Genomic DNA, 23,518 nt, shown 5'->3' with positions numbered 1-23,518 from the left:
GGCCGTCGCCGGCCGACGGCTCTCGTGGTCACCTGCCCTGGTGCCGCCGTGGTTCAGCGGCGCCAGGGCAGATCCGCGCCCGTACCCTCCGGCTGGAGTCCCTCCGCCATCACCCGCATGATCTCGCCGAGCTGCTTGACCTGCTCGGGGCTGAGCCGGTCGAAGATCGCCTGACGTACGGCGGCGACATGACCCGGCGCGGACCGCTTCAGCACGTCATTGCCCTGGTCCGTCAGAAAGGCGTTCTGCCCGCGCTTGTCGGAGGGACAGTCCTCGCGCCGCACCCAGCCGTGCTGCTCCAGCCTGGCCACCGCGTGGGAGAGCCGCGATCTGGTGATCTTGGCGTCCTTGGCGAGCTGGGTCATCCGCATACGGCGCCGGGGCGCCCGCGCGAGATGCACGAGCAGCGCGTAGTAGATGTGCGGCATCCCGGCGTCGCGCTGCAACTGGCGGTCGAGATGGTCCTCCAGCAGCGTGGTGGCCTGGAGGTATGCCTGCCAGACGCGCTGTTCCTCGTCGTTGAGCCAGCGTGGCTCCCCGCCCGTACCGGCGTCGTTGCCGGTGGATGCCGTGGTCATGTATTCCACTCTACTCATTCTTGAAAGTTAAACTAGACGCGGATAGGCTTGTATGAGTTGAATGCTTGAGGTTTCAAGCGAATTGCCCTGAGCGGGAAGACCGAGCCGCAGCCGACACAGTCCGGGAGTCGCCATGAACGCCGTCGCGGAGCGTATGCCCGCCCTCTATCTCTCCCATGGGGCCCCACCGCTCGCCGACGATCCCGTCTGGCCCGCGGAACTGGCCGCCTGGTCCGCCGAGCTGCCCCGCCCCAGGGCGATCCTGGTGGTCTCCGCGCACTGGGAAGAGGCCCCGCTCGCGCTGGGCGCGACCGAGTCCGTCCCCCTGGTCTACGACTTCTGGGGCTTCCCCGAGCACTACTACGCGGTACGGTACGCCGCCCCGGGCGCTCCGGAACTCGCCGAGTCCGTGCGGAAGTTGCTGCGCGGCGCGGGCAGGCCCGTGGTGGACGTGCCGGACCGGGGGCTCGACCACGGGGCGTATGTGCCGCTGGTGGAGATGTTCCCGGCGGCCGACGTTCCCGTACTCCAGGTCTCCATGCCCACGCTCGACCCGCGTGAGCTGCTGGAGATCGGACGCAGGCTGGCGCCGCTGCGTGACGAGGGCGTGCTGATCGTCGGCAGCGGGTTCTTCACCCACAATCTGGCGGCGCTGCGGCATCTGGGCGAGGGGGTGCCCGGCTGGTCGGCCGAGTTCGACGACTGGGGAACGCGGGCGCTGCTGGCGCAGGACATCGATGCCTTGCTCGACTTCGAGAAGAAGGCCCCGGCGGGGCGGCTGGCCCATCCCCGTACCGAACACTTCGCGCCGCTGTTCGTGACGCTCGGTGCCGCGGAGGGTGAGCTGGACAGTGGCAGGAGCGTCATCGACGGCTTCTGGATGGGTCTGGCGAAGAGGTCGGTGCAATTCGGCTGAGTTCGCGCGTTGTCACTGAGGAGGGTCGGCGCGCTGTGCGAGGAGGGCCTGTACGAGGAGAGACCGTGCGCGGAGGGCCTCTCCGAGGAGGAACCGTGCGTGGAGGGCCTGTGCGCGAAGGTCCCCGGAGGGGGCCGTCCGGGCAGCCGTCCGCTCAACCCGGGGGAGGCACGGGCCGTCTTCCGGGGTAGGAGCGGATCAGTCGACCGCTCACGGGCGGTCGCTCCTCGGGGGAGGTGGATGCGGAGATGAAGGCGTTGGCGAGGGTGCCGGCGGTGAAGGCGCCGACCGCCGGTCGGGCTCCCGCCGAATGTGACGGCCGTCTCATGGGCGCGGCGGTCGCAAACGTCGGCGAGAGCGCTCCGGGCAGCCTTCGATTCCGCCCTGACCTGCGCTTCTGTCCCCCTCTGAGGCTTCTGTCCACCCCGGTCGGCGGCACAGGGTACTGCATGATCAGAAAATGCATGTACGCCATGGGAATTCTGTCCGGATTCCAGTCGTTGTTTCCTTCGGATGCAGGGCACCCGAATGGGTGTCGCGACCTACTCAGTTCAGTAAGGGAGCTCGCATGGCAACCCGTGCCGTCGCCCGTCGTACCGCCGCCTCCGGCGGCACGAAAGCGGCAAGCAGTGTTCGCGCTGTAGGCGGGGAGATCGCCGACCGCGACCTGGTCGGCATGTACCTCGACGAGATAGCGCGTACGCCGCTGCTCGACGCCGCAAAGGAAGTCGAGCTGTCCCAGACCATCGAGGCCGGGGTGTACGCCCGGCAGATCCTCGACGGAGAGGTCGAGAGCGAGGCCGGTGGGGCTTCGCGTGAGGAGCTGGAGGCGCTGGTCGCCGCCGGTGAGCGCGCGAAGGACATCTTCATACGGTCGAACCTCCGTCTGGTGGTCGCCGTGGCGCGCCGCTATCCGCGCAGTGGTCTGCCGCTGCTCGACCTGATCCAGGAAGGCAACGCCGGCCTGGTGCGCGCGGTGGAGAAATTCGACTACGCCAAGGGCTTCAAGTTCTCGACGTACGCCACCTGGTGGATCCGTCAGGCCATCACGCGCTCCATAGCGGACCAGTCCCGCACGATCCGGCTGCCGGTCCATCTGGTGGAGGAGCTGGGCAGGATCCGCCGTGTGCAGCGGGAGTTCAACCGGGAGAACGGACGGGATCCCGAGCCCGAAGAAGTGGCCGCCGAGCTGGGCACGAACCCGGCGCGGATCAACGATGTGCTCGACTGGGCGCGTGACCCGGTCAGTCTGAACATGTCGGTGGACGACGACGGCGACACCCAGTTCGGTGATCTGCTGGAGGACACCTCGGCGGTGTCGCCCGAACAGTCCGTGCTCACGCTGCTGCGCAGTGAGGAGCTGGAGGACCTGATAGGCAAGCTGGACCAGCGGACGGCCTCGATCATCAAGATGCGGTACGGCATCGAGGACGGCCGTGAGCGGACGCTGACCGAGGTCGGCAAGCAGCATGGTCTGACGCGTGAGCGGATCCGGCAGATAGAGAAGCACGCTCTGCTGGAGCTGAAGAAGATGGCCCGGGATACAGGGTTCGACGCGGCGGCGTGAGGTCTTTTCGACGCGGCGGCGTGACGTCGCCGTCCAGTAGCCGTAGTGTCCCCCTTACTCGTACTGTCTCTTCGTACGCACCGGTCGATTCGTCGGCCCCCATAGACGAGCCCCGGCACCAACCCCCCCCAGGTGCCGGGGCTCACCTCTGTCCGGCGCTCACCTCTGTCCGGCGCTCACCTCTGTCCGGCCTCGGTCCCCTGGGCAACCGCCCCTCCCTCGGGCCGTGCCGCGCGGATGAGCGCGGCTCCCAGCGTGCGCAGACAGTCCGCCAGCGGGCCCGGCTGACGCACGGTGAACTCGCAGCCGACCAGCGCCAGCCGCAGGGCCAGCCACTCCAGGGAGTCACTGGTCGTGGTGCGCAGCCGGCAGGAGCCGGGCCCGGTCGGCTCCGGCGTGCCGAGATAGCCGGGAAGCCGGGCCCTCACGAATTCCACGGGCGCCGCGAAGCTCACCTCCACGTCCACCTCCGTCTCCGCCTGCCGCCCCCTGCGCGCCATCGACCGTCTCAGGAACTGCGCCGCGTCCCCGTCGGGCAGCTCACGCGGGGTGAACCGGGCGCCGGTGGCGAAGGGCTCACTGACCCGGTCCACCCGGAACGTACGCCAGTCCTCGCGCCCGAGGTCATAGGCGACCAGATACCAGCGCCAGCCGGTGGAGACGAGCCGGTAGGGCTCGACCTGCCGTTTCGTCTCCGTACCGTCCCCGGAGCGGTAGCCGAAGCGCAGCCGCTCGCCGCCCGTGACGGCGCCGGCCATCACCGTCAGGGTGCGGGGGTCGATGGTCGCGCCGTCGCCCCGGGTGACCGGGATCGTGGCGGCCTGGAGGGTGGAGACCCGGTGCCGCAGCCGGGACGGAAGCACCTGCTCCAGTTTGGCGAGGGCGCGTACGGAGGCCTCGTCGACGCCCTCGATCGCATGGCCCGCCCCGGCGCGCAGGCCGACCGCGATGGCGACGGCCTCCTCGTCGTCGAGGAGCAGGGGCGGCATGGCCGTACCGGCGACCAGCCGGTAGCCGCCGATGGCCCCCTTGGACGCCTCGACGGGGTAGCCGAGATCGCGCAGCCGGTCGATGTCGCGGCGGATGGTGCGCGGGCTGACCCCGAGCCGTTCCGCCAGCTCGCTGCCCGGCCATTCGCGGGGCGTCTGGAGGAGGGAGAGCAGACTGAGGAGCCGTGCCGGGGTATCGGTCATGGGATCCATGGTGCGCCGTATCTAGGACATGATCTGGCCCAGATGGTTTCTAGCGTGCTCCGTATGAGTTCTTCCCGCGCCGTACTGGATACGGCTTCCGCTGCGCCTCCCCGGTCCGGCCCCGATGGTTCTGCCGCCCCTGATGTCTCCGACGCCGTGGGTTCCTCCGGTCCCTCGGGCTCCTCCGCCCCCTCGGGCGCCGCCGACCGTCGTCGCTGGCTGGCTCTGGCCGTCGTCATGACCGCGGCCTTCATGGACCTGGTCGATGTCACCATCGTCAATATCGCCATTCCGAGCATCGAGCGGGATCTCGGGGCCTCGTTCGGCGCGATCCAGTGGATCACCGCCGGATACGCGCTGGCCTTCGCCGCCGGACTGATCACGGGCGGCAGGCTCGGTGACATATACGGCCGTAAGCGGCTCTTCCTGATCGGTATCACGGGCTTCACGATCGCCTCCGCGCTCTGCGGCTTCGCCGCGGGTCCGGAGATGCTGGTCGCGTCCCGGCTGCTCCAGGGCGCGATGGCCGCGCTGATGGTGCCGCAGGTGCTGGCGATCATCCATGTCACCTTCCCGGCGCATGAACGCGGCAAGGTCTTCGGGATGTTCGGCGCGATCGTCGGCCTGGGCGCGGTCTCGGGACCGCTGCTGGGCGCGCTGCTCACCCAGTGGAATCTTCTCGGCCTCGAGTGGCGTCCGATCTTCCTGATCAATCTCCCGGTCGGTGTCGCGGGCGTGGTGCTGGGCCGGAAGTTCATCGTCGAGTCCAGGGCTCCCAAGGCGCTCCGACTCGATCTGGTCGGGGTGGTGCTGGTGACCACGGCCCTGCTGATGCTGATCTATCCGCTCACGCGCGGCCGTGAGCTGGGCTGGCCGCTGTGGGGACATCTCTGCATGGCCGGCAGCCTGGTCGTACTCACCGGCTTCGTCGCGTACGAGAGGCGCAAGACACGCAGGGACGGTTCGCCCCTGGTCGAACTGTCGCTCTTCAGGGTGAAGAGCTTCGCCGCCGGGATCGCCGTACAGCTCACCTTCGGTGTCGCGCTCGGCATCTTCTTCCTGGTCTGGACGCTCTATATGCAGATCGGCCTCGGCTGGAGCCCGCTCCGGGCCGGGCTGACCGGTGTGCCGTTCTCGGTCGCGGTCTCGGTGGCGGCCGGACTCTCCGTACAGAAGCTCGTACCGCGCTTCGGGCGCAAGGTCCTCCAGGCCGGGACGCTCACGATGGTGGCGGGGCTCCTGCTCTACATCGGGGAGGCGGAGCGGTACGGCCCGGGGATCCACTCCTGGCAGATGGCGCCGCCGCTGATCGTGATGGGACTCGGCATGGGCCTGATCGTGGCGCCGCTGACCGACGCGGTGCTGTCCGGAGTGCCACGTGAGCACTCGGGCTCGGCGTCCGGCCTCATCAACACCACGCAGCAGATGGGCAACGCGCTGGGGCTCGGACTGGTGTCGGTGGTGTTCTTCGGGGTGGTCGACGACCGGCTCGCGGCCGGGGGCGCCGGGGCGCCCGGGGTGGCCGGGGTGACCGGGGCGGTGTCCGGCACGGGCGCGGCCTTCGCGGCCGGATTCCAGCACGCGCTGTGGTGGGTGGTGGCGGTGCTCGCGGTCATCTTCGTGGTGATGTTCGCACTGCCCTCCCGGCCGGACCGGAGCGCCGAGGCCCACTAGGGGCCCCAGCGGCCCCCCAGGGGCGCGAGGGGCGCCCCTCCGGCGTCCCTCGCGCCCCTCCGGCATGGCGCGGACCTCCGATCCTGCCTGCTCATGTCTGTTTCTGTCTGTTCCCTCCTGTTCCCGTCTGTCCTGTTCCCGTCTGTGTCGTGCCCGGATCTGTTTACTTTCTGGAAATCGCGGCGTAGCGTGGCGCCGAAACCACAGGTTCGGGCACAGAGCGGACGTAAACCCACATGTACGCACCGGAGCGCCAGCAGGAGATCCTGCGTCTGGCCCGTGAGGGCGGGCGCGTCGATGTGCTCTCGCTGGCCGAGGAGTTCCAGGTCACCGCCGAGACCGTACGGCGTGATCTCAAGGCCCTCGACCGGGCCGGGCTCGTACGGCGTGTGCACGGCGGGGCCATCCCGGCCGGGCGGCTCGACTTCGAGCCCGATCTCGCGGAGCGCGAATCCACGGCGGCCGACGAGAAGGACCGTATCGCGCACGCGGCGCTCGCCGAGCTGCCGCGGGACGGCAGCGTGATCCTCGACGCCGGCTCGACCGTGGCCCGGCTCGCCGCGGCCCTCCCGCTGGACTGCGGGCTCACCGTCGTCACCCACGCGCTCCCCGCCGCCGCCCGGCTGGCCGACCATCCCGGGATCGATCTCCATCTGGTCGGCGGCCGGGTACGGCACCGTACGCGCGCGGCCGTCGACGCCTGGGCCCTGCGGGCGTACGGGGAGATCCGCGCGGATGTCGTCTTCCTCGGCACCAACGGCTTCTCGCCCGACGGCGGTCTCACCACCCCTGATCTCGCCGAGTCGGCCGTCAAGCGCGCGCTCGTCGGCGCCGCCCGGCGGGTGGTGCTGCTCGCGGACTCGGCCAAGCACGGCCAGGAGCACTTCGCGCGCTTCGGCACCCTCGCCGATGTCGATCTGCTCATCACCGACAGCGGGCTCGGCCCTTCGGAGACCGCGGCGGTCGAGGCCGCGGGCACCGAAGTGCTGAGCGTCTAGGGCGCGTGCGGAGATGATCCTCACCGTCACCCCGAACCCGAGCCTGGACCGTACCTACGAGGTCCCCGCCCTGGACCGCGGCGAAGTGCTGCGGGCCACGGCCGAACGCGTGGACCCCGGCGGCAAGGGCGTCAATGTCTCGCGCGCCGTCGCCGCGGCCGGCCGGCGGACCGTCGCCGTACTGCCGCTGGGCGGTGCGCCGGGCGCGCTCGTCGCCGAACTGCTGGCCGGGCAGGGGATCGAGGTCGCGCCGGTGCCGGTCGCGGGCGCGACCCGCTCCAATATCGCGCTCGCCGAACCCGACGGCACCCTGACGAAGATCAATGCCCCGGGCCCCGAGCTGACCTCCGTGGAGTCGCGGTCGCTGCTCTCCGTGGTCCGCAGCCACGCCGGCGCCGCCGCGTGGATCGCCTGCTGCGGCAGCCTGCCGCGCGGGCTCGCGCCCGAGTGGTACGCCGAGCTGGTCGCCCGTGCCCATCTCGACGGGGCCAGGATCGCGCTGGACACCTCGGGGCCCTCGCTGCTGGCGGCGCTGCGCGAGCGGCCCGATGTCGTCAAGCCGAACGCCGAGGAACTGTCCCAGGCCGTCGGACGCCCCCTCGCCACGGTCGGCGACGCCGTCAAGGCGGCGGAGGAACTGCGTACGTACGGTGCCGGGGCCGTCCTCGCCAGCCTCGGCACCGACGGCCAGCTCCTGGTCGCGGAGGCGGGGACGTACTTCGGCTCCGCCGCCGTCACCGCCGTCCGCAGTAACGTCGGTGCGGGCGACGCCTCGCTGGCCGGCTTTCTGACGGCGGGCGGCGAGGGCCCGGAGGCGCTGGCGTCCGCGGTGGCGCACGGCGCGGCGGCGGTCCAGCTCCCCGGCAGCGTGATGCCCTCGCCCGCGGACCTGGACCCGTCGGCGGTCACGGTGACCGCCGATGTACCGATGGACCGCCCTCTCACGGAGCCCGCCTCATGAGCCGCCCCCCGTCCCCGCCTTCCTCGTCCCCGCCTTCTTCCCACTCCCGCCTGTTTTCCCTTCTCTTCCCTCCGGTTTCTGTGTTTTCCCTGGTTTCCCCGTCCGGCGCGCTGTGCGACGGGCGGATATGCGAGCGAAGGAGCCCGCGATGAGCGAGATGATCACCGCGGACCTGGTCGATCTCGACCTGGCCGCCGAGACGAAGGAAGCCGCGGCCCGCTCGCTGGCCGAACGGATGGTGACCCTGGGCCGGGTCACCGACCTGGACGGCTTCCTGGCCGATGTGGCCGCGCGTGAGGCGCAGATGCCCACGGGCCTCGACGGGGGGATCGGCATTCCGCACTGCCGTAGTACCCATGTGACGGAGGCCACCCTGGCCTTCGGCCGCTCGGCCCGGGGGGTCGACTTCGGCGCCCCCGACGGCCCGGCGGATCTGATCTTTCTGATCGCGGCCCCGGCCGGCGCCGACGACGCCCATCTGACGATCCTCTCGGCCCTGGCCCGTCGGCTGATGGACGAGGACTTCACCACCGCCCTGCGCGCGGCGACGGACCCGGCGGACGCGGCGTTCCTGATCCGCGGTGACGCCCGCCCCGGCACCGGGGCCGCTGACGCTGCGGCCGCCGGCGCGGAGCCGGAGGCCGTGCCGGACCCGCCCGCCGTACCGGCCGCCCTGGCGGACGGACCGACGGCCGGGACCGGGACCGACACCGACACCGAGGCCCACGCTGACAGCGGGACCGGGACCGATGCCAGTACCGATGCCAGTGCTGACAGCGGTGCCGAAACCGGTGCCGGAACCGGGGCCGGGCCGGGGGCGCCGGTCGGCGGGCCGGGGGCCACCGCCGCCGGGCCGGACGAGCCCGGCGCCGGCCGTGTCTTCCGGATCGTCGCCGTCACCTCCTGCCCCACCGGTATCGCGCACACCTATATGGCCGCCGAGGCCCTGGAGAAGGCCGGGCGGCAGACCGGTGTCGAGGTGATCGTCGAGCCGCAGGGGTCCGCCGGGTTCACCCGGCTCGACCCCGCCGTCATCGCCGCCGCCGACGGCGTGATCTTCGCGCACGATGTGCCGGTACGGGAGAAGGAACGCTTCGCGGGCAAGCCGACCGTCGATGTCGGCGTCAAGGCCGGTATCAACCGGCCCGGCGAACTGATCGCCGAGGTGCGCGGCAGGGCCGAGCGCGGCGAGATCACCGGCGCGGCCGGTGGAGCCGGCGCCGGAGGCTCGCACTCCACGCCGGTCGACCGGGCCGGAGAGCCGGGCGAGGGCTATGGCACCAAGCTGCGCAAGTGGCTGATGTCCGGCGTCAGCTACATGGTCCCCTTCGTGGCCGCGGGCGGGCTTCTGATAGCCCTCGGCTTCGCCATCGGCGGCTACACCATCAACGAGGCGCCCTCCGTCGCCGAGCACTTCGTCTGGACGGACCACACGAGCTGGGCGGCCCTGCTGTTCCAGGTCGGCGGTCTGGCGTTCAGCTTCCTCGTGCCCGTCCTCGCGGGCTATATCGCGTACGGCATGGCCGACCGTCCCGGTCTGGTGCCGGGCTTCGTCGGCGGTTCGATCGCCCTCACCGTCAACGCGGGCTTCCTCGGCGGCCTGGCCGCCGGTCTGATCGCCGGTGGCGCCGTGATGGCCATCCAGCGGGTGCGCGTGCCCGCCCCGCTGCGCGGCATCATGCCCGTCGTCGTGATCCCGCTCATCTCCTCCGCGGTCGTCGGCTTCCTGATGTTCCTGGTGGTCGGCAAGCCCATCGCCTCGCTCCAGAAGGCGCTCACCGACTGGCTGTCCGGGCTCTCCGGGGCCAACGCGATCATCCTCGGTGTCGTGCTCGGCCTGATGATGTGCTTCGACCTGGGCGGCCCGCTGAACAAGGTCGCGTACGCCTTCGCCGTCGGCGGTCTCGCCAACCCCAACGAGGGCAGCCTCAAGGTCATGGCCGCCGTGATGGCCGCGGGTATGGTCCCGCCGCTCGCGATGGCGCTGGCCACGACCGCGCGCGGCAAGCTGTTCACCCGTACCGAGCGGGAGAACGGCAAGGCGGCCTGGGTGCTCGGCGCCTCCTTCATCACCGAGGGCGCGATCCCCTTCGCCGCAGCCGACCCGCTGCGGGTGATCCCGTCGGCGATGGCGGGCGGCGCGGTCACCGGCGGGCTCTCGATGCTCTTCGAGTGCACCCTGCGGGCACCGCACGGCGGCATCTTCGTGATCCCGCTGATCGGCAACCCGTTCCTCTATCTGGTCGCCATCGCGGTCGGTACGGCGGTGAGCACCGGACTGGTCGTCCTGCTCAAGGGCGCCCGGAAGACGGGCCGTCCCGGCCAGGGCGAGGAGGCCGCGCGGCCCGAGGACGGGACAGCCGGTGGAGCCGGGGCCGGGGCCGAGCTCCCGGTGGCTGTCTGAGCGGCTTCAGGGCGCTCCTGTGACCGTCGTCGGCCACCGCGGAGGAGATCTCAGCGCTTCCGTCTCAGGGCTTCCGTCTCACCGCACCGGCCTCACCGCACCACGCTCCGTTCCCGTCCCGGCTCACAGCACCCGTGCGCGAAGCTCCATGGCTTCGCGCGCGGTGCTTTCCGTCTCGTACACCTCGCACATGTGCCGGCCGTCCGGCGTCGCGGTGTGCTCGACCTCCCAGAGGCTCATCTCGCTGCCGTCGATCAGCAGGAACGCGTGCTCGTAGAGCATGAACCCCGCGTCCTTGCCCTCGACCTGGCACTGCCGGCCGAAGACCTGGGTGATGTGGTGCGCGAAGGCCCTGCGCAGCAGGCGCGCGGTCTCCTCGCCCGGCCGGTCGTCGTTCTCCGCCCGGCGCAGCACCCGGCGGGCGTGGTCGGGGGAGTTGTCCGGGAAGTATCTGCGGGGCCGCGGCACCGGAGGCAGCGCACGCAGCCCCCGGAGCAGGGCCAGATGGGCATCGATCTCGGCCGTGCGCTCCGATTCGAGTTCCGCGAGGAGACCGGCCGCGACCTCGTCCATGGCCAGACTGTCGTCGGACGGCAGTGCCTCGGGTCCCGCCACCGGCGGTAAACCGTCGGATCCGTCGCCGGCCGTCCGGGCCGCTCCCGGACCGCTGGGATGGAAGAGCCGGGACGCGGCGAGCCGCACCTCCGACTCCTCCGCGTACAGCTCGTGCAGCCGCGCGCCGTCCCGGCCGGTGTTGTGCACCAGCTCCCACAGGGTGAGCGAGCCGCCGTCGTTGAGCAGATAGGTGTGCCGGTAGGTCTCGCGGTGCAGTCCGGCACTGTGGTGCGCGGAACACAGCGAGCTGGCGTGCGCCAGCGCATGGCCGAGCTTTTCGACCAGTGCGTCGGGCAGGTCGAAGGAGTTGAGTGCCCGACCCAGGAGTCGCTCGAGGTGCGTCTCGGTTGTCTCGTAGGGATCGTTCAAGATGGGTCTCCAGGCCGTCGCCACATGTCACTTGGTGATTGCATAACGTAGCGCCTGGGGCTGACATCGCGTCCCAGGTTTGGGAAAACGAAGGGGGCGGACGTCAAGTTCCCGTGCGCCCCCCATCAACTCGGCTTCCGCGCCCGTCAGTCGAGCCCGTACAGCTCGTTGTAGGAGGGGAAGGTCCCGCCGGGCCCCCGGACGCTCTTCGCGGCCTCCACGGCCCGTACGATCGCCCTGGTCACCACGTCCGCGCCCGCCGCCAGGAGCTCGTTGAGAGCGAGCGGATCCCCCTCGGCGAGAGGCCGTCTGCCCGTCGATAGGGCGAAGACGGTGTCCCCGTCGTTGAGGAGATGCACAGGGCGGACGGCGCGCGCGATACCGTCGTGCGCCGTCCCCGCGAGCTTCTGCGCCTGGGCGCGGGAGAGTTCGGCGTCGGTGGCGACGACGGCGAGCGTGGTGTTGAGCGGCGCCGGGGTGTTCCGCTCGCGCAGTTCGGCCAGCCGTAGTTGAGCGGCCACATGGACCTCGGGCTTCGGATACTCCGTACGACCGCTGAAATAGCGCCCGTACAGCGCGCCCGTCAGCGGATCGACCGCCGAGCCCGCCGCGTTGGCCACGACCAGGGCCGCGACGGTCACGCCGGACTCCACGACCGTGCTCGCCGTGCCGACCCCGCCCTTGAGCGGACCGACGAGGGCACCCGTCCCCGCGCCCACGCTGCCCTCCGCGACCGGCGCCCCGCTCGCCGTGAAGGCCGCGGCCTCCACCGCCGCACGGCCCGTCTCCGCGTCCGGGCGTATCCGCCAGTCACCCCCGCGCCCCAGGTCGAAGACACCGGCGGCCGGGACGACCGGCACCACCTGGGACGGATCGGGACCGACCCGCACCCCGCGCCGCCGCTCCTCCAGCCAGGCCATCACGCCGGACGCCGCGTCCAGCCCGTACGCGCTGCCGCCCGTCAGCACGATCGCGTCGATGCGCTGGACGATATTGCGCGGGTCGAGCGCGTCCGTCTCCCGGGTGGCCGGCCCCCCGCCCCGTACGTCCACGGCGGCCACCACCCCGCCCTGCGGGGCGAGGACGACCGTGGTGCCGGTGAGCGCACGGGCCCCCGTGACCCGGGCGTGTCCGACCCGCAGGCCCGCCACATCGGTCAGTGCGTCATTGATTGCCATGAACCCCATCCGTACCACGCGTCCCTCGGCGGGCCGCGAGTATCACCCCGACCGCCACCGCCGCCACCATCCCCGGGACGAAAACCGCCCAGGACCCGACGAACGTACATGCGTTGTACGCCAGTGCGGATACCGACAGCAGGAGTTGTCGTGTCGCGCCGCTCCTGAGGCGCCGCCGCAGCGGCGACCGGACCGTGCGCGGGAGCGGCGCCGCCGGGACTTTCACGGCGCCGTCCGCCCTGGGCACCACCCGCCGGGCCGGGTCCCGCGACCGGCCGGACGCGCGCCGCGCCCCCGTACCCTGGAGGTATGAGCACCGCCCCCACCCCCGAACCGCGCGCCGCGGAGCAGTCCCCGCCGCCCCGCTCGCCCCGGCCCCATCCGGCGCTGATCTTCGACGATCCGCTGGACCAGCAGTCCTCGGACGACACGGACGGCGGCTGGGGGGAGCGGCCCGCCGGGAGCGGGGACAGCGCCGCCGACCTGGCCCGCTTCCTGGACGAGAAGCCGCCCCACCACATCTGAGCGCCGCCCTCTGCGGCCCCGGCAGCTAGGGGGTGGTCGGTCCCGGCCCGCCGCGCTGGGCGACCAGGGCGTCCCTGATCTCCTTCAGCACCTCCAGCTCGCTGACCTCCATGACCTCCTGGACCTGCTCCTTGGCGGCCTGATGCCTGGCCCGCCTGGCGAGGTACTTGGCCATCGGCATGACCATCAGGAAGTACACGACGGCCGCGGTGATCACAAAGGTGAGGACCGCGCTCAGCACCGTTCCCCACATGATCGGAATGCCGGTGACGACCTCGCCCGCGGCGTTCGTCTCGCAGGGCGCTTTGAGGCACGAGCTGTACTTGTTCAGATCCTTGGTGCCGAACGCGCCGACCAGGGGATTGATGATCCCTTTGACGACCGAGTTCACGACATTGGTGAACGCGGCGCCGATGACAACGGCGACCGCGAGGTCGATCACGTTGCCGCGCATCAGGAAGGCCTTGAAGCCCGCCAGCACGCTCTCCTTTTCCTTGCCCACGAGTGAGCCTTTCTTCACATGTGCGGTTCGAGTGACAATCTGCTCCGCCACCTAAGGCGGCGCGTACCCGCGCTGTCCAGTCCGCCCCCGCGATCAGGCGACGCCACAGCTCGCCAGTGCGACCCAACACGCCCCGGCCCGGCGTGCGGTGTCCCGGCGCCGCCCTGCTCAGCACACCGTCACCGCCAGTCGGGAGGTGGCGCTCGCCGCCGCCAGTTCCGTGGCGGTGGCACGGGGCACGGACAGCACGATCAGCGCTCCGCCGTCCGAAGCGGTTCCCCGTGTCCTCGGGATCCCGGCCACCCTGACCCCTGCCGCCACCACCCGCGCCTCGGGCTCCGCGTCCGCCACCCCCGCCGGCCCAGGCGCGATCGCGGCGGCGATCACATCGACCCGGTCGCCCCGCCGCAGCAGCCGGACCGTCTCCGCGTCCGCGATACGGACCGCCGCCGACACCAACTCCCCCGGCCGCCGCGCGGGTTGTCGCCCGGACGGCGAAGGCGGCGGATACGGCAAGGAACGCGACGAGGGCGGCGACACGGCCACCGCGTCGACGGAGGGCTGCGCGGGTGTGTCCGGACCGGCCGAGGCACCGACCGCACCGCTCGCGCCGGTGGCGGCCAGCGCGGCGGCCGTCATGGCCAGACCGGCCGCGGTCGTGCGCCGCTGTCTCAACAGGGCCCGGCGCAGCCGCTGTCCGGAACGGCGCACCCGCAGCGGACCGAACGGCGGCACACCGCGCGGCTCCGGCGCGGAGGGAGGAGGAAGAGGAAGAGGAAGCGGTCGGGAATGGGAATGGGGAGAGCGGGAGGGAGGAGCCGCGGAAGACACCGTGGGAGGAGCCGCGGGAGGAACGGACGGATCACGCGGGTCGTGCGGGAAGGACGAGAAGGACGAGAAGGAAGGGGACATGGGCGACCACCGCCTGAGGTGAGGAGTTCTTGCGATCGCTCCTCACGATTCACGCTCCGCCACGATCCCGCCGTGGGCTGTGGACGGGCTGTCGCTTGTGGACAACTCCGCCACCCGCACGAGTGGTTCGGGCCCTCGCCCGCCCGAATCCGGTTTCTCCGCGCATGCTGGGCGGAGGACCGGGGCAACCCCTGATCAGGGCAGTTTGAGCCCGGTGTCGATCCCGTCCAGCGCATGCGAGCAGAGACAGTCCCGCGTCTCACTCGGCTGCAGTCCGCCCACCGCGTCGAAGAGCACGGTGCGCAGCCGGTCGACATTGGCGGCGAAGACCTGGAGGACTTCCTCATGGGAGACCCCCTCGCCCGTCTCCGCACCCGCGTCCAGATCCGTCACGAGCGTCATGGAGGTGTAGCACAGGCCCAGTTCACGAGCGAGCACGGCCTCGGGGTGTCCGGTCATGCCGACCACCGACCAGCCCATCGCCGCATGCCACCGGGACTCCGCCCGGGTCGAGAACCGCGGCCCCTCGATCACCACGAGCGTCCCGCCGTCCACCGGCTCCCAGTCGTGCGCCCGCGCCGCCGCGAGCGCCGCCCGACGTCCCTCGGGGCAGTACGGGTCGGCGAGCGAGATATGGACGACCTTGGACGCGCTGCCGTCCGGCAGCGGCACCCCGTCGTAGTAGGTCTGGGTCCGTGTCTTCGTACGGTCCACGAACTGATCGGGTACGAGCAGCGTGCCCGGCCCGTACTCCGTGCGCAGTCCGCCCACCGCACACGGTCCCAGGACCTGCTTCACACCGACGGAACGCAGGGCCCACAGATTGGCGCGGTAGTTGATGCGGTGCGGGGCGAGGCCGTGCGAGCGGCCGTGCCGAGGAAGGAACGCCACCCGCCGGCCGGCGATCTCGCCGAGGAAGAGGGAGTCGCTGGGCGGTCCGTACGGAGTGTCCACCCGGACCTCGGTCACATCCTCCAGAAAGGAGTAGAAACCCGAGCCACCGATCACGCCGATCTCTGCGTTCGCCATCCGGTCACAGTAGCGGCACGTCACAGGCATACGCGAAGGACCCCGGCCGTGGTGAACGGCGGGGTCCCGGCGGAAGGGGAACGGACGCGATCAGCCGCGGGATCAGGCGGCGGAAGAGCCGCTGGAGCCGCTGCTCGACGTCGAGGACCCGGAGCCCGAGCTCGATCCCGAGCCGGACGCGGAGGAACCGGAGGCCGAGGAGGAGGCCGACGCCGCGGCCTTGGACTCCGACGACGACTTGGTCCCCGAGGAGGCCGAACCGGACGAACTCGTCGAAGCAGGCGCGCTGCTCGACGACGAGCCACGGCTGTCGTTGCGGTAGAACCCGGAGCCCTTGAAGACGATGCCGACCGCGGAGAACACCTTCTTCAGGCGTCCCTGGCAGTTCGGGCATACGGTCAGGGCGTCATCGGTGAATTTCTGCACCGCTTCAAGGCCCTCGCCGCACTCGGTGCACTGGTACTGGTAGGTCGGCACTTGCTCCTCCTGGCACTCTCACTCAATGAGTGCTAACGACGCTCCATAGTGACGTATTCCGCGCGATCAGTCCACTGCCGTCGGCACGCGGTGACCCATCCCACGCGCGGCCACCCGCCCCGAGCCCTTCGGGGCCAGCCGGGAACGCAGTGCCACCAGGGTGGTGAGCGCCAGCACCGTACCAACCAGCGGCACCAGGAATCCGGCGCTCGCGCCCTGGGCGTCGGCGAGCTGTCCCGCGACGGTCACCGCCGCGGCCTGGCCCAGCGCGACCGCGCCGGTCAGCCAGGTGAACGCCTCGGTGCGGGCCGAGGCGGGCACCAGCGACTCGACCACTGTGTAGCCCGTGATCAGCGCGGGTGCGATACAGAGCCCGGCCAGCAGCCCGAGCGCCGCGAGCAGCGGCGCCGAGTGCACGGCCCAGAGAGTGGAGGCGACCAGTGTCAGTCCCGTGTATCCGAGCAGCAGCCTGCGCCGGGGCCCGATCTTCCAGGCGACGGCGCCGCACACGACCCCGGCGAGCATGTTGCCGGCGGCGAAGATCCCGTACAGCAGACCGTTCACCCCGGGGGCGCCCATCTCCTCGGCGAACGCGGTGAGGGAGACCTGCATGCCACCGAAGACCGAGCCGATGCCAAGGAAGGCCACGGCCAGCACCCGCACCCCGGGGACGGACAGCGCGGACGCACGCGGCTCTCCCGTGGCGGCGGCGCCACGGAGACCAGTCGGCGGCTGCGTCCTCCGCCGGGCGGCGAAGAGCAGCCCGCCCACCAGGGTGAGCGCGGCTTCGGCGATCAGTCCGCCCGCCGGGTGCACGCCGGTGCACAGCGCGGTCGCGAGGACGGGGCCGATGACAAAGGTGAACTCGTCCGTCACGGACTCGAAGGCGGCGGCGGTCGGCAGCAGGCTCTCCCGCTCGGAGGTGCCGCCCAGCAGGGCGGCCCAGCGGGACCGGACCATGGGGCCGATCTGCGGGACGGAAGCACCGGTGGGGACGGCCGCGACGAACAGCGCCCACAGGGGAGCGTCCGCCAGCGCGAGCACGATCAGCGCCGTCGCGGAGGCCGTGTGCGCCAGCACACCCGGTACGAGTACGGCGCGCTGGCCGAACCGGTCCGCGAGCTTGCCGCTCTGGGGTGCGAAGAGTGCCATGGAGACACCGGTGACCGCGGCGACGGCCCCGGCGCTGCCGTACGAACCGGTGGTGTGCTGGACGAGCAGGACGATGCCGATCGTCAGCATCGCGAAGGGCTGCCGAGCGGCGAAGCCGGGAAGGAGGAAGGTCCAGGCACCGGGTGTGCGCAGGAGCCGCCCGTAGCCGGGGCGGGGCGGGGCCTTCCGCGTGGATGGCGCGGCGGTGCCGACCGTGTTGCGGGACACGGTCCTTGCCTTTCTGCCGCCTGGTAGCGCGCCCCGGGGTCACGGGGGCAGCCGAGAGCTGTCCTCTTGCGCGGAACTGCGGTAGATACCAGGGCCCACTACGGGAAGCGCCACGGCCGCCATACGGTCGCGCCAGCACTGCGTCAGGCAGGGGTGGTTCGATCAGTCAGGTGCGCCTTCATCGTACAGGTACGAACAGCGGTCACCCTCGGAATACCCCGGCGCCGCTGTCCTGGTACCTGCGATTCCGTACCTGCGATTGCGTGGACCGCAGCCCCACCACCCGGCGGGCCCACTCCAGCGGCGGACCCGCCGCGCCCCGCCCGCCTCACCCCACACGCACCACCCCGCGCCCACGCCCCTCCCCGTCACGCGGGCGGGCCCGCCGAGTCAGCCGCCGAGCCGGCCGACGGTCACCCCGTCACCCCGTCACCCGGTCATCGGGTCACCCGGACCGTCCGCCGATCCCCGCGCCTGTTCCCGCACCCGTGCCGGTGCCGTTCCCCGAAGAAGTCCCCGGCCCCGTCCCCGTACCCGAGGACGTGCCCGTCCCCAGCCAGCCGGCCAGCTTGCCGCCCTGGGCCACCGCCCGCAGCCGGCGTTCGGCCGCGTCCCGTACCGGATCCGTCGCCACCACCAGCAGTTCGTCGCCCCGGCGCAGCACGGTCGCGGGCGAGGGCACGAAGCTCTTGCCCTCCCGTACGACCAGGGTCACCGCGGAGCCCGCGGGCAGCCGCAGCTCGCCGACCTCGACCCCGTGCATCTTCGACCGCTCCGGGATCGCCACGGAGAGCAGATGGCCGCGCAGCCGCTCCAGCGGCGCCGACTCGATACCCAGATCGGAGGCCGCCGAGGAACTGCCCAGCTGCAGCGCCCTCGCCAGCCAGGGCAGCGTCGGCCCCTGCACCAGGGTGTAGACCACGACCAGGATGAAGACGATATTGAAGATCCGCAGGCTGCCCTCGATCTCCGACACCATCGGGATGGTCGCGAGAATGATGGGCACCGCGCCGCGCAGCCCCGCCCAGGACATGAGCGCCTGCTCCTGCCAGGGGATACGGAACGGCAGCAGGCTGACCAGCACGGACAGCGGCCGTGCCACCACGGTCAGCACGAGTCCGACGATCACGGCGGGCAGGAAGTCGTCGCCCAGTTCGTGTGGGGTCACCAGCAGGCCGAGCAGCACGAACATGCCGATCTGCGCGATCCAGCCGAGCCCCTCCGCGAAGCCGCGGTTGGCCGGCGCGTGCGGCAGCCGGGAGTTCCCGAGGATCATCGCGGCGACGTAGACGGCGAGGAAGCCGCTGCCGTGCGCCGTGGCGCCGAGCGCGTAGGCCGAGACGGCGATGGCCATCACCGCGATGGGGTAGAGCCCGGACGCGGGCAGGGCCACATGCCGCAGCCCGTAGGAGCCCAGGAAGCCGACCGCCAGGCCGATGCACGCGCCGATGGCCAGTTCGAGGGCGATCTCGCCGACGAGGACGTACCAGTGCTCGACGGGGCCCGAGGCGGAGAGCGCCACCACGATGATCACGACGGGGGCGTCGTTGAAACCCGACTCCGCCTCCAGCGCCCCGGCCACCCGGCTGGGCAGCGGCACCTTGCGCAGGACGGAGAAGACCGCGGCCGCGTCCGTCGAGGAGACGACCGCGCCGACGATCAGGGCCTGCCGCCACTCCAGGCCGACCAGGTAGTGGGCGCCTGCGGCGGTCACCCCGACGCTCACACCGACCCCGACGGTCGACAGCGCGGCGGCCACGGGCAGCGCCGGTCTCACTTCTTTCCACTTGGTGCCGAGACCGCCCTCGGCGAGGATCACCACGAGCGCGGCATAGCCGATGACCTGGGTCAGTCCGGCGTTGTCGAATTTGACATGGAAGATGCCGTCCTGCCCTATGACGACGCCGATGCCGAGGTACAGGAGCAGGCTGGGGAGGCCGCTCCGGGACGAGATCCGTACGGCCGCGACCGCGATCAGCAGCACGAGTGAGCTGACGAGCAGGAGTTCATTGAGCTGGTGGACAGTCAGCGGCCGATCCTTCCCCTCGCGCACGCCGGATCGTTCCTCCGACGGCCAGTACTTCGTTACCTTACCTAATCTTTAACGTTTTCTTGACGCGTTCGATCGCCTGTACGAGCCACGATGTGATCCACGTCGCCACAGGGCGCGACTTTCCGGCATGATCTCGGCAGGAAACCAGCTTGTATCCCTGTGTGACCGTCCGATGAGTCGCACTACATGACACCGCGTCGGGGGCGGGGAGCGGCTGCGCCTATGGTTGCTCCAGCATTCCAGGACCACCCTGCCCCTCGAAGGACAGCGATGCCCGCCAACACAGCCCCCCCTTCCGTCAAAAAGAAGGGGCGACGCGCCCGTCTGATCGTGATCGTCCTGGTGCTGGCGCTTGTCGCGGGTGTCGGCTACGGGGCCTACTGGGGGGTCAGCACCGTCCGTGCGTCCTTCCCCCAGACCACGGGGTCGATCCAGCTCAAGGGCCTCTCCGGACCCGTCGACGTCCGGCGGGACAGCTACGGCGTCCCGCAGATCTACGCGAACTCCGACGAGGACCTGTTCCGCGCCCAGGGCTATGTCCAGGCCCAGGACCGCTTCTGGGAGATGGACGTCCGCCGCCATATGACGGCGGGCAGGCTCTCCGAGATGTTCGGCGCGGGTCAGGTCAAGACCGACACCTTCCTGCGCACCCTCGACTGGCGCGGGGTGGCCCAGCGCGAGTACGACACCAAGCTCTCGGACGAGACCAAGAAGAACCTCCAGTCGTACGCGGACGGCGTCAACGCCTATCTCGAAGGCCGCGACGGCAAGGACATCTCGGTCGAGTACGCCGCGCTGAGCTTCACCAACGACTACAAGCCCGCCAAGTGGACCCCCGTCGACTCGGTGGCCTGGCTCAAGGCGATGGCCTGGGACCTGCGCGGCAATATGCAGGAGGAGATAGACCGCTCGCTGCTGACCAGCCGGCTGACCGAGAAGCAGATCGACGAGCTGTACCCGTCGTACCCGTACGACCGGAACAAGCCCATCGTCAGCGAGGGCGGGATCGACCCGATCACGGGGAAGTACGACCCCGAGGCCGAGCCCACCGACACGGTGCCGGACGGCACGAGCGGCGGTACGGGCACGGATCCGGGCCTCGGCACCGGCACCGGCACGGACGGCACCGGGACCGGCACGGACGGCACCGGGACCGGTACGGGCACGGGCTTCGGCACAGACGGAACCGGCACAAGCACCGGCACAGACGGGACCGGCACCGGCACCGGCACCGGCACCGACAGCGAAGCCGGCACCGTCCTGAACAGCGCGGCCGGCGGCAGCCCGGCGGAGGCCACCGAGAACTTCGACTCCCAGCTCGAAGCCCTCTCCGGCAGCCTCGACGAGATCCCCGCCCTGCTCGGTCCGAACGGCAGCGGCATCGGCTCCAACTCCTGGGTCGTCTCGGGCGCGTACACGACCACCGGGAAGCCGCTGCTCGCCAACGACCCGCATCTGGCCCCGCAGCTCCCCTCGCTCTGGTACCAGATGGGCCTGCACTGCCGCAGCGTCTCGGAGACCTGCCGGTACGACGTGGCGGGCTACACCTTCTCCGGAATGCCGGGCGTCATCATCGGCCACAACCAGGACATCGCCTGGGGCTTCACCAACCTCGGCGCCGATGTGACCGATCTCTATCTGGAGAAGGTCGACGGGGACTCGTACCAGTACGGCGACGGCGAGAAGCCGTTCAAGCTCCGCGAGGAGACCATCAAGGTCGCGGGCGGCAAGAGCAAGAAGATCACCGTCCGCTCCACCGACCGCGGTCCGGTCGTCTCCGACCGCAACACCGAACTGGCGAAGGTCGGCGAGAAGGCCCCCGTCGGCGATGTCGCGCCCGACCGCGGCGACGGCTACGCCGTCTCGCTCCAGTGGACGGCGCTCCAGCCGGGCAGGTCCATGGACGCCGTCTTCGAGCTGAACAAGGCCAAGGACTTCACCCAGTTCCGCAAGGCGGCCGAGCACTTCGAGGTCCCCTCGCAGAACCTCATCTACGCGGACACCAAGGGCCACATCGGCTACCAGGCACCGGGCCGCATACCGATCCGCGCCGAGGGCGACGGCCGGATGCCGGCCCCGGGCTGGGACCCCAAGTACCGCTGGGAGGGGTACATCCCCTTCGACGAGCTGCCGTACGAGTACGACCCGAAGCGCGGCTACATCGTCACCGCCAACCAGGCCGTCGTCGACGCGAAGAAGTACCCGTACCCGCTGACCGAGGACTGGGGCTACGGCGCCCGCAGCCAGCGGATCAACGACCTGATCGAGACGAAGATCGAGGACGGCGGGAAGATCTCGACCGACGACATGCAGACCATGCAGATGGACAACAGCAGCCAGATCGCCAAGCTGCTGGCGCCCATCCTGGTCAAGATCGACGTCAAGGACCCGTCGGTGCGCGAGGCGCAGAAGCTCCTCGAAGGCTGGGACTACACCCAGGAGCCCGACTCGGGGGCCGCCGCCTACTTCAACGCCGTCTGGCGCAACGTCCTCAAGCTCGCCTTCGGCAACAAGCTGCCCAAGGAGGTGCGGGTCAAGGGCGAGTGCCTCAACGTCCGTCCCGCCACCAGCACGGGTCCGCTGGACGATCTCGACCAGTGGGTACGGGAGTGCGGGCAGCGCGCTCCGGATCTGGCGCAGCCGGACGGCGGGGACCGCTGGTACGAGGTGGTGCGGCGCATCATCGAGGACCAGGACAACCCCTGGTGGAGCATCCCCGCCAGCCGCAAGGACTCGGCCGGCAAGACCCGCGACGAGCTGCTCGCACGTGCCCTGAGTGACGCCCGCTGGGAGCTGACCGCCAAGCTCGGCAAGGACGTGTCGAGCTGGACCTGGGGCCGGCTGCACCAGCTCACGCTGGACAACCAGACCCTCGGCACCAGCGGTCCCGGTTTCCTCAAGGAGATGCTCAACCGCGGTCCGTGGAATCTCGGCGGCGGCGAGGGAGCGGTCAACGCGACGGGGTGGAACGCGGCGGGCGGCTACGAGGTTGTCTGGGTCCCGTCGATGCGGATGGTCGTCAACGTCGGTGACTGGGACAAGTCCCGCTGGATCAATCTGACGGGCGCCTCCGGGCACGCGTACAGCTCGCACTACACCGACCAGACGAACAAGTGGGCCAAGGGCGAGCTGCTCGACTGGTCCTACGGCGTCAACGCGGTGGAACGCACCACGGCCGACACCCTCAGGCTGACGCCGTAGCGGTACGGACGCACACGATGAGCCGATCGGCGGCGACCTCCGGCCCGGGGACCACCCCCGGGCCGGGGTCGTACGCGGTGAACCCGACGCCCCACGGTCCCGGCCCGGCCGCCGCTACCACCCGTGGCGCCGGTACCACCCGTGCCGCCGGTGTTGCCGACGCCGCCTGTGTCACCGGTGCCGTGCCTCCTGCCGGGGCCGTTCGTGCCGCCTGCGCCGCGCGCCCGGCGGCTCACACGGCGGGCCGGTGCGCCGGGCGGTGTCAGCCGCCGTGGTGACCCCGCTCGTCCGGCGCGTCCCGCGTGCCCTCGCCCCGGGCCCGTACGGTCCGGGCGCCGAAGCGCAGGACACCGCCCGGCGTCACCACCGCCCGCACGGGACGGTCATGGGGCTCCGCCGGGACCCGCGCGACCACCTCGTGGTCGTACAGCAGGACGGTCAGGGCGGGTTCGGCCCCCGCCGCGGCCAGCCGGCCGAGGACCCGGTCGTACGAGCCACCGCCCCGGCCCAGCCGCATCCCGCGCCGGTCCACCGCGAGGCCGGGCAGCAGGACGGCCTCCGCGTCCAGGACGGCGCCGGGGCCGAGCCGTACCCCGTCCGGCTCCAGCAGTCCCCGTCCCGCGCGCACCAGATGTCCGGCGCCCTCGTACGGCGCCCAGTCCAGGTCGTTGTCCGCCATCAGCACCGGCAGCAGCACCCGTACCCCCCGCGCGCGCAGCGCGTCCAGCAGCGCGCGCGTCCCGGGCTCGCGCCCCACCGAGACATACGCGGCGACGGTCCGGGCGCGGGCCAGTTCCGGCAGATCCAGGGCGCGGCCCGCCAGAACCGCCGCGGCACCGCGCGCGTCCTCCTCGGACAGCAGGCCCCTCGCGGCGAGGAGTTCGCTCCGCAGCGCGTCCTTTCCGGGCATGTCGTCACCCATCAGACATCACAAACCTCTCGTATGCGTATGCATGGGGCGAAAGTTAACCGGAGCATCATCTTCT

At 71.1% G+C, this 23,518-nt stretch carries 19 protein-coding genes; 8 read left to right on the top strand and 11 right to left on the bottom strand.

Features of this window, described 5'->3' with window-relative positions; genetic code table 11:
* Nucleotides 1-53: 53 nt before the first annotated feature.
* Nucleotides 54-587, bottom strand: coding sequence for a MarR family winged helix-turn-helix transcriptional regulator (locus ACFYYH_RS21715; RefSeq protein ID WP_388553478.1), 534 nt, complete (start codon nucleotides 585-587; stop codon nucleotides 54-56).
* Between the two features lie 124 nt (nucleotides 588-711).
* Between ACFYYH_RS21715 and ACFYYH_RS21710 the strand changes: the two genes are divergently transcribed.
* Together ACFYYH_RS21710 and ACFYYH_RS21705 are read left to right on the top strand one after the other, a co-directional pair.
* The gene (locus ACFYYH_RS21710; RefSeq protein WP_388553372.1) at nucleotides 712-1,494 is read left to right on the top strand and encodes a dioxygenase; all 783 of its coding nucleotides are present in this window, start codon (nucleotides 712-714) and stop codon (nucleotides 1,492-1,494) included.
* A 568-nt stretch (nucleotides 1,495-2,062) separates the two neighbouring features.
* The gene (locus ACFYYH_RS21705) at nucleotides 2,063-3,061 is read left to right on the top strand and encodes an RNA polymerase sigma factor RpoD/SigA (protein ID WP_388553370.1); all 999 of its coding nucleotides are present in this window, start codon (nucleotides 2,063-2,065) and stop codon (nucleotides 3,059-3,061) included.
* A gap of 176 nt (nucleotides 3,062-3,237) precedes the next feature.
* On the opposite strand, the gene ACFYYH_RS21700 is transcribed toward ACFYYH_RS21705, so the two are convergent.
* Complete coding sequence (locus ACFYYH_RS21700) at nucleotides 3,238-4,254, bottom strand: helix-turn-helix transcriptional regulator (protein ID WP_388553368.1); 1,017 nt, start codon at nucleotides 4,252-4,254, stop codon at nucleotides 3,238-3,240.
* A 63-nt stretch (nucleotides 4,255-4,317) separates the two neighbouring features.
* Here ACFYYH_RS21700 and ACFYYH_RS21695 point away from each other — a divergent pair, with 63 nt between their 5' ends.
* The 4 genes from ACFYYH_RS21695 (at nucleotide 4,318) to ACFYYH_RS21680 (ending at nucleotide 10,291) form a co-directional block, all read left to right on the top strand.
* Entirely contained in the window at nucleotides 4,318-5,928 is a 1,611-nt protein-coding gene (locus ACFYYH_RS21695) for an MFS transporter (protein WP_388553366.1), read from the top strand.
* A gap of 236 nt (nucleotides 5,929-6,164) precedes the next feature.
* Complete coding sequence (locus ACFYYH_RS21690) at nucleotides 6,165-6,926, top strand: DeoR/GlpR family DNA-binding transcription regulator (protein ID WP_388553364.1); 762 nt, start codon at nucleotides 6,165-6,167, stop codon at nucleotides 6,924-6,926.
* A gap of 13 nt (nucleotides 6,927-6,939) precedes the next feature.
* A complete protein-coding gene (gene pfkB, locus ACFYYH_RS21685) occupies nucleotides 6,940-7,887 on the top strand; it encodes a 1-phosphofructokinase (RefSeq protein ID WP_388553362.1) in 948 nt (315 codons plus the stop codon).
* A 148-nt stretch (nucleotides 7,888-8,035) separates the two neighbouring features.
* Nucleotides 8,036-10,291, top strand: coding sequence for a fructose-specific PTS transporter subunit EIIC (locus tag ACFYYH_RS21680; RefSeq protein ID WP_388553360.1), 2,256 nt, complete (start codon nucleotides 8,036-8,038; stop codon nucleotides 10,289-10,291).
* Between the two features lie 123 nt (nucleotides 10,292-10,414).
* Here the strand turns inward: ACFYYH_RS21680 and ACFYYH_RS21675 are convergent, their stop codons facing one another.
* Complete coding sequence (locus ACFYYH_RS21675; protein ID WP_388553358.1) at nucleotides 10,415-11,275, bottom strand: DUF6227 family protein; 861 nt, start codon at nucleotides 11,273-11,275, stop codon at nucleotides 10,415-10,417.
* 146 nt (nucleotides 11,276-11,421) lie between these two features.
* Nucleotides 11,422-12,453, bottom strand: coding sequence for a P1 family peptidase (locus tag ACFYYH_RS21670; protein ID WP_388553356.1), 1,032 nt, complete (start codon nucleotides 12,451-12,453; stop codon nucleotides 11,422-11,424).
* A gap of 309 nt (nucleotides 12,454-12,762) precedes the next feature.
* Here ACFYYH_RS21670 and ACFYYH_RS21665 point away from each other — a divergent pair, with 309 nt between their 5' ends.
* A complete protein-coding gene (locus ACFYYH_RS21665; RefSeq protein ID WP_388553354.1) occupies nucleotides 12,763-12,978 on the top strand; it encodes a hypothetical protein in 216 nt (71 codons plus the stop codon).
* A 25-nt stretch (nucleotides 12,979-13,003) separates the two neighbouring features.
* Here the strand turns inward: ACFYYH_RS21665 and ACFYYH_RS21660 are convergent, their stop codons facing one another.
* The 6 genes from ACFYYH_RS21660 to ACFYYH_RS21635 form a co-directional block, all read right to left on the bottom strand.
* On the bottom strand, nucleotides 13,004-13,432 hold the full coding sequence (locus tag ACFYYH_RS21660) for an MscL family protein (RefSeq protein ID WP_388553476.1): 429 nt from the start codon (nucleotides 13,430-13,432) through the stop codon (nucleotides 13,004-13,006).
* A 216-nt stretch (nucleotides 13,433-13,648) separates the two neighbouring features.
* Complete coding sequence (locus ACFYYH_RS21655; RefSeq protein ID WP_388553352.1) at nucleotides 13,649-14,215, bottom strand: hypothetical protein; 567 nt, start codon at nucleotides 14,213-14,215, stop codon at nucleotides 13,649-13,651.
* Nucleotides 14,216-14,587: 372 nt separating this feature from the next.
* Nucleotides 14,588-15,421, bottom strand: a complete 834-nt coding sequence (locus ACFYYH_RS21650) for an S-methyl-5'-thioadenosine phosphorylase (protein WP_388553350.1) — start codon at nucleotides 15,419-15,421, stop codon at nucleotides 14,588-14,590.
* A 102-nt stretch (nucleotides 15,422-15,523) separates the two neighbouring features.
* On the bottom strand, nucleotides 15,524-15,898 hold the full coding sequence (locus tag ACFYYH_RS21645; RefSeq protein ID WP_388553348.1) for an FmdB family zinc ribbon protein: 375 nt from the start codon (nucleotides 15,896-15,898) through the stop codon (nucleotides 15,524-15,526).
* 66 nt (nucleotides 15,899-15,964) lie between these two features.
* Nucleotides 15,965-17,278, bottom strand: coding sequence for an MFS transporter (locus tag ACFYYH_RS21640; protein ID WP_388553346.1), 1,314 nt, complete (start codon nucleotides 17,276-17,278; stop codon nucleotides 15,965-15,967).
* A 445-nt stretch (nucleotides 17,279-17,723) separates the two neighbouring features.
* Entirely contained in the window at nucleotides 17,724-19,331 is a 1,608-nt protein-coding gene (locus tag ACFYYH_RS21635; protein WP_388553343.1) for a potassium/proton antiporter, read from the bottom strand.
* Between the two features lie 270 nt (nucleotides 19,332-19,601).
* Here ACFYYH_RS21635 and ACFYYH_RS21630 point away from each other — a divergent pair, with 270 nt between their 5' ends.
* Complete coding sequence (locus tag ACFYYH_RS21630) at nucleotides 19,602-22,532, top strand: penicillin acylase family protein (protein WP_388553340.1); 2,931 nt, start codon at nucleotides 19,602-19,604, stop codon at nucleotides 22,530-22,532.
* A gap of 262 nt (nucleotides 22,533-22,794) precedes the next feature.
* Here the strand turns inward: ACFYYH_RS21630 and ACFYYH_RS21625 are convergent, their stop codons facing one another.
* Nucleotides 22,795-23,454 carry a 5-formyltetrahydrofolate cyclo-ligase gene (locus tag ACFYYH_RS21625; RefSeq protein ID WP_388553338.1) on the bottom strand — a complete coding sequence of 220 codons (660 nt, stop codon included), beginning with the start codon at nucleotides 23,452-23,454 and terminating at the stop codon, nucleotides 22,795-22,797.
* Nucleotides 23,455-23,518 lie beyond the last annotated feature (64 nt).

This window comes from Streptomyces sp. NPDC002018, assembly GCF_042890865.1.
In the GTDB taxonomy this organism is placed as follows: domain Bacteria; phylum Actinomycetota; class Actinomycetes; order Streptomycetales; family Streptomycetaceae; genus Streptomyces.
This window is presented reverse-complemented; position numbering and strand designations above follow the sequence as displayed.

Bases quoted from the DNA above. Each gene is read 5' to 3' on its own strand.
- ACFYYH_RS21710 (WP_388553372.1), top strand. From the start codon at position 712: ATGAACGCCGTCGCGGAGCGTATGCCCGCCCTCTATCTCTCCCATGGG.
- ACFYYH_RS21705 (WP_388553370.1), top strand. From the start codon at position 2,063: ATGGCAACCCGTGCCGTCGCCCGTCGTACCGCCGCCTCCGGCGGCACG.
- ACFYYH_RS21700 (WP_388553368.1), bottom strand. From the start codon at position 4,254: ATGACCGATACCCCGGCACGGCTCCTCAGTCTGCTCTCCCTCCTCCAG.
- ACFYYH_RS21695 (WP_388553366.1), top strand. From the start codon at position 4,318: ATGAGTTCTTCCCGCGCCGTACTGGATACGGCTTCCGCTGCGCCTCCC.
- ACFYYH_RS21690 (WP_388553364.1), top strand. From the start codon at position 6,165: ATGTACGCACCGGAGCGCCAGCAGGAGATCCTGCGTCTGGCCCGTGAG.
- pfkB (WP_388553362.1), top strand. From the start codon at position 6,940: ATGATCCTCACCGTCACCCCGAACCCGAGCCTGGACCGTACCTACGAG.
- ACFYYH_RS21680 (WP_388553360.1), top strand. From the start codon at position 8,036: ATGAGCGAGATGATCACCGCGGACCTGGTCGATCTCGACCTGGCCGCC.
- ACFYYH_RS21670 (WP_388553356.1), bottom strand. From the start codon at position 12,453: ATGGCAATCAATGACGCACTGACCGATGTGGCGGGCCTGCGGGTCGGA.
- ACFYYH_RS21665 (WP_388553354.1), top strand. From the start codon at position 12,763: ATGAGCACCGCCCCCACCCCCGAACCGCGCGCCGCGGAGCAGTCCCCG.
- ACFYYH_RS21660 (WP_388553476.1), bottom strand. From the start codon at position 13,432: ATGCGCGGCAACGTGATCGACCTCGCGGTCGCCGTTGTCATCGGCGCC.
- ACFYYH_RS21650 (WP_388553350.1), bottom strand. From the start codon at position 15,421: ATGGCGAACGCAGAGATCGGCGTGATCGGTGGCTCGGGTTTCTACTCC.
- ACFYYH_RS21630 (WP_388553340.1), top strand. From the start codon at position 19,602: ATGCCCGCCAACACAGCCCCCCCTTCCGTCAAAAAGAAGGGGCGACGC.
- ACFYYH_RS21625 (WP_388553338.1), bottom strand. From the start codon at position 23,454: ATGGGTGACGACATGCCCGGAAAGGACGCGCTGCGGAGCGAACTCCTC.